The organism is Mitsuokella sp. AF21-1AC (assembly GCF_003458855.1).
GTDB lineage: Bacteria > Bacillota > Negativicutes > Selenomonadales > Selenomonadaceae > Mitsuokella.
This window is the reverse complement of record NZ_QRVW01000051.1, coordinates 538-5,768: the sequence shown is the minus strand read 5'-3', so window position 1 is coordinate 5,768 and position 5,231 is coordinate 538. Positions and strand designations below refer to the sequence as shown.

General features: G+C 55.2%; 3 protein-coding genes. All 3 read left to right on the top strand.

From position 1 onward, the window contains the following. The first annotated feature begins 68 nt into the window (after window positions 1-68). Window positions 69-1,274 (top strand): SpoIID/LytB domain-containing protein, encoded by a 1,206-nt coding sequence (locus DWX75_RS11765; protein WP_118016500.1) that lies wholly within the window; start codon window positions 69-71, stop codon window positions 1,272-1,274. Window positions 1,275-1,293: 19 nt separating this feature from the next. Continuing rightward, window positions 1,294-2,409 carry a tRNA preQ1(34) S-adenosylmethionine ribosyltransferase-isomerase QueA gene (queA, locus tag DWX75_RS11760; protein ID WP_118016499.1) on the top strand — a complete coding sequence of 372 codons (1,116 nt, stop codon included), beginning with the start codon at window positions 1,294-1,296 and terminating at the stop codon, window positions 2,407-2,409. A 491-nt stretch (window positions 2,410-2,900) separates the two neighbouring features. Then, the coding region (locus DWX75_RS11755; protein WP_199497615.1) for a hypothetical protein at window positions 2,901-5,231 on the top strand (2,331 nt) is incomplete at its 3' end.

Below are 5,231 nucleotides of genomic sequence, written 5' to 3'. Positions count from 1 at the left end.
TCCCTCAAGCTCGCGACTTCAGTCGCGGGTAGTTGACTTGTAAAGAGAGTGGAAAGGAAGTGAATGGAATGAGACGTTTTTTGTTAGTCCTGCTGGCCGGTGCGGTGATGCTGTCATTTGCCACGCCGGTCATGGCGCGTCGTGCTCCGGCTCCGGCCGCTTCGGGAAATGCGAGTAAGATGAGCAAGGCAACGGCAGAGGAGCCCGTACTGCGCATCGGCCTCGCCGAGAAGCAGGCTTCACTGGCGCTGACGCCGCTTGCCGGCAAAGTCACGTGCCGGACGGAGACTTCTAAGGCACTTACATTGTCTGCGGGTCAGGCCGTCACCATCAGACGGCAGGGGAATGCGTTTCTCGTCGCTGGCAAGAAGCTTGCGGGCACGACGCTCACGCTGACGCCTGCCAATGCGGGCGACGGCGCGTCGTTCCGCTACGGCAGCCGTTCGTATGCCGGTGCAATGCAAGTGCTGGCGCGCGCCGGCAGTATGACGCTCGTCAATCAGGTGGGCATCGAGACGTACCTCAAGAGTGTCGTGCCCGAGGAAATGCCGACAGACTGGCCGCAGGAGGCCATCAAGGCCCAGAGTGTCGCCGCACGCAGTTTTGCCCTGCACAACCGCGGCCGTCACGCATCCGCAGGCTTTGATCTCTGCACGACGACGCACTGCCAGGTCTACACGGGCACGGGCGCCGAGAAGGCTTCTGCCAACGCAGCCCTGCGCGCGACGCGCGGCGAGGTGCTGCTCTACGGCGGCCAGCCCATCGACGCGCTCTTCCACACGGACAGCGGCGGCATGACGGAAAACAGCGAGGATGTCTGGGGCGGCTATGTGCCGTATCTGCGCGCGGCAAAAGACCCGCAGCTAAAGACGATGCCCTGGACGAAATCCATTTCCTTGCAGACACTCTCCGCGAAGCTTGCGGCCAGGGGCAAGAAGGTCGGCAAGATCCGCAAGGTCTCGCTCTCGCCCGTGCAGTTTGGCAAGGAGACGAGCGAGCGTACGGTCTCAGGCCGCGTCAAGACGATGACGGTGACAGGCTCGCAGGGCACGGCGCGCATCAGCGGCAACGACATGCGCAGCTGGTTCGGCCTCAAGAGCACGCTCTTTGCCGCGAAAATCCAGAAGGATGCGCTCGTGCTCGAAGGCTACGGCTACGGCCACGGCCTCGGCCTTTCGCAGTGGGGCGCCAAGCGCCTGGCCGAGGCGGGCAAGTCCTGTGCGGACATCCTGCATCACTACTACAGCGGTGTGACGTTAAAGAAACAATATTAAGAGATAAGAGGTTACGTACATGTTATTATCCGATTTTGATTACGATCTGCCAGAAGAGCGCATTGCCCAGGTGCCGATCGAGCCGCGCAACGCATCGCGCCTCATGGTGCTCGACCCCGTCGAGAAGACCATCGAGCATCGCCATTTCTACGATCTCAAGGAATTCCTCGTGCCGGGCGACACGCTGATCTTCAACGATACGCGCGTCATGCCGGCCCGCCTCATTGGCCACCGCGACCAGACGGGCGGCAAGGTCGAGGTCTTCCTGCTGCGCCGGCTCGATGCCACGCACTGGGAAACGCTCGTCAAGCCCGGCAAGAAGGCCAAGCCCGGCAACGTCATCCGCTTCAGCGACGAACTCTCGTGCACGGTGACGGAGCACACGGATTTCGGCGGGCGCATCGTCGAATTCCAATTTGACGGCATCTTCGAGGAAATCCTCGACCGGCTCGGCGAGACGCCGCTGCCGCCGTACATCCATGAGAAGCTCGAGGACAAGGAGCGCTATCAGACCGTCTACAACCGCGAGGAAGGCTCCGCCGCCGCGCCAACGGCCGGCCTGCACTTCACGAAGGAACAGATGCAGGAACTCCGCGACATGGGCGTCAACCTCGGCTTCGTCACGCTGCACGTCGGCCTCGGCACGTTCCGCCCCGTTAACGTCGATAACATCGAGGATCACGAGATGCACAAGGAATACTACTGCATCCCTGACGAGACGGCTAAGCTCATCATGGACACGAAGAAAGCCGGTCACCGCGTCATCGCCGTCGGCACGACGAGCATCCGCACGCTCGAGTCTGCCGCCACCGCCAAGAACGAGATCGCCGGCAAGAGCGGCTGGACGGGCATCTTCATTTACCCGGGCTACGACTTCAAGATTGTCGACGCCCTGATCACGAATTTCCACCTGCCGAAGTCCACGCTCATCATGCTCATCAGCGCCTTCGCCGGCCGCAAGTTCGTCCTGCAGGCCTACAAGACCGCCGTCGAGATGAAGTACCGGTTTTTCTCGTTTGGCGATGCCATGCTGATCGAGCGCAAACAGCCGGATGAAGAGCGCGACCAGGAAGTTGCCGAGCTCGAAGAACTCGACCGCCAGCGCGAAGCGGCAGCCAACAAGAAAATAGAATGAGCAAATCCAGAAAATCTTACCCCTGGAGCCACGCAAATGAGTGGCTCTATTTTTTTGATTTGAAAAATCTATGTACAATTGTATATTTATTATTAAAAAATAGGATTTATATATTAACATACGGTTAAGTTTTTGCTATAATAACGTTAGTGTAAGTTTGAGGGGAAAAATTCAAGTGCAACTTGAACCAAATTAACCAAGAAGTTTTTTAAATGACACACATTTAACCAAAAATAGCAAAACAACACGGATAAACAGAATTCTCTGAATATAAAAGATGGGTATGTTTTGGTTTATTTGGGTCGTCATGGTGATGTGGGGCTCTAAGGATCGGCAACCCGCACATTTACCATGGCGTAATGGTACGTCGTGCCGCAGTCCCGCAAGGGATGGTTATATGTTTGTTTCTTTCTTGCTTGATGATTCAGCTGCCTTGTGTGATAACCCCTTGCAAGCATGAGAAATGAGTCGGAGAGAAAGAGGGAACATCTATGACTGGAATGGAAAAGAAAATCATCTATGCGATGACTTCGATGACGGTATTGGGCGGATTCCTGCCTGCCACGGCAGAGATGTCCGAAACTCGTGTGGTGACAGCAGATACGGCACTGGCTGACGGAACCAAAACCGAGGTAATCTCGAATACGGGCACGGACGATGTCATTGGGATTCAGGTATCGAATGGAGCCACCTTGCGTCTGGGGAATAACACGCAGACTACAGTAACGCGCTCCTTTAAAAATCTGCCTGCCGATAAAGTTAAGAGCATCATTGGCCTTACTGTTCAAGGCTCGGGCAGTAAGGTGCAGGGAGGAACGGGAACTACGGTCCAGGTAACGCAGAATGATGGTGATGTGAATGGTGATGTGTATGATGCTTCCAATGAAGTTGCGGGTATAAGAGCCCAGGAAGGTACGACCTTGAAACTGGATGATCATGCGAATATCGCGGCAACGATCAAGACGAAACTGCCTGAAGGGAGCGACAGCAATCAAACTACAATGCACAGCTATGGCCTTGAAAATACATCTGCTGCCATGGAACTTGGGGCAAACGCCGTGATCAATAGTTCCGGATATGTTTCCACAGGCATTTTGACGAAAGGGCAGAATGGTGTAACAACTCTGGGGGACGCAGCTCAGGTTACGACCGTTTCCGGCTATGGTCACGCAGGTATCGGGGTTGATGCGGAAGATAACGGGAAGAATATCCTGGGGCAGAATTCGGTTATTCTATCGCATGGTGAATCGTCCCAAAGTACTAGCGGCCATCATTCCCCTGATAACACAGGTTTGCAAGCAAATCAGGGAGGGGAAAACTACTTGGGAGATGGGTCGCATATCCAGGTGATTAATCCCGATGGGCATGCGGCTGGTGTATCTACGGGACGCCAGGGCGTAAATACCTTGAGCAACAATCTGATGATTACGGCAGAGGCTCGGTTCACTGCGTTCGGTATTAGCACCGGCAGCCAGGGGAAAACGGTAGCGGGGAATGGTCTTATCGTTACGGCAAAAGGCGAAACGGGTACGACTCGTGCCATCTCGACGTCCGGCGTGACGGAGATTGGAGATGATGCTTCGCTGACGGCTCAAGCCGGCAATCATGATTTGATGGGCATTGAAACCCAAAGTGGAGGCACTACCATAGTGGGAAACCGTGCGACCATCACAGCGTCCAATACCGCCACCGGCGTGGGGATTTACACGACAGGCGGTACCACCCAAACCGGAAGCAATACATCTATTATCGTGAACAGTATAGAAGGCGCGGGAATTTACACCGATACTGATGGAGCCACCACCGTAGGAACCCATGGATCCATTACGGTGAATGGTACAGGAGGAATGGGCATTTATAGTGATAAAGGCGGAAGCACTGCTGTGGGTGACGATGTATCCATTGCGGTAACCGGGGAAAAAGTTGAAGATGACAATTGGGCCAGCAAAGGCATTTACAGCTTTGTTGATGGCACTGCTACCGTGGGGAACAACGCCTCCATTACGGTGAACGGCACTGAAGGAACAGGAATTGCCAGTGAAGGCGGCAGTACTACTGTAGGCGACAATGCTTCTGTTACGGTGAATGGAGAAAGTGGCGTAGGTATTTCCAGCACGGGAAATGGCACCACCACTGTAGGGAAGAACGCAACCATTACGGTAAATGGCACAGATGGAACAGGCATTGTCAGCAATAATGGCAGCACTGCCGTAGGCGATAATGCCTCCGTTTCGGCGGCCGGCAGCGGCGTTGAGAGCAAAGGGGCCGGCACGGTCACCTTTACGGGCGGCGCCAACATCATTGGTGGTCAGTATTCCCTGTTCAGCCAGGATGCGGACAGTCTCGTCGACCTGACGGCTGCGGACGGCCGGAAAACCATACAGGGCAATATGCTTGCCAGCGATGGCGGTACCATTAAGGCGGTGCTGGATACGGGAAATTCTTTCTTTACCGGTGCTTCTACGGTGGCAGATACAGACAGTACCATCAACCTGGATATGTCGAACGGGGCACAGTGGAACATGACGGGAGACAGCTCGGTCACGAATCTCACGCTGAACAGCGGGGCCGTGGTGAACATGACGGCTAATACGGCTTATCAGCAGTTGTCGGCGGAACATTTCAGCGGCAATGATGGTATTTTCTATATGAAGACGGATCTTGACAGCCAGACGGACGGGGACAAGGTGCATATCACCCAGGCGGATGCCGGCTCCACGGGTAAAATCCAGGTCTATGATGCCAGCTTGACCCGCGGCAAGGAAGTGACGGGTACGCGTCATTTGCTCTTGGTAACGGACGATAGCAAGCAGGCGTTTTTC

Bases quoted from the DNA above. Each gene is read 5' to 3' on its own strand.
- DWX75_RS11765 (WP_118016500.1), top strand. From the start codon at position 69: ATGAGACGTTTTTTGTTAGTCCTGCTGGCCGGTGCGGTGATGCTGTCA.
- queA (WP_118016499.1), top strand. From the start codon at position 1,294: ATGTTATTATCCGATTTTGATTACGATCTGCCAGAAGAGCGCATTGCC.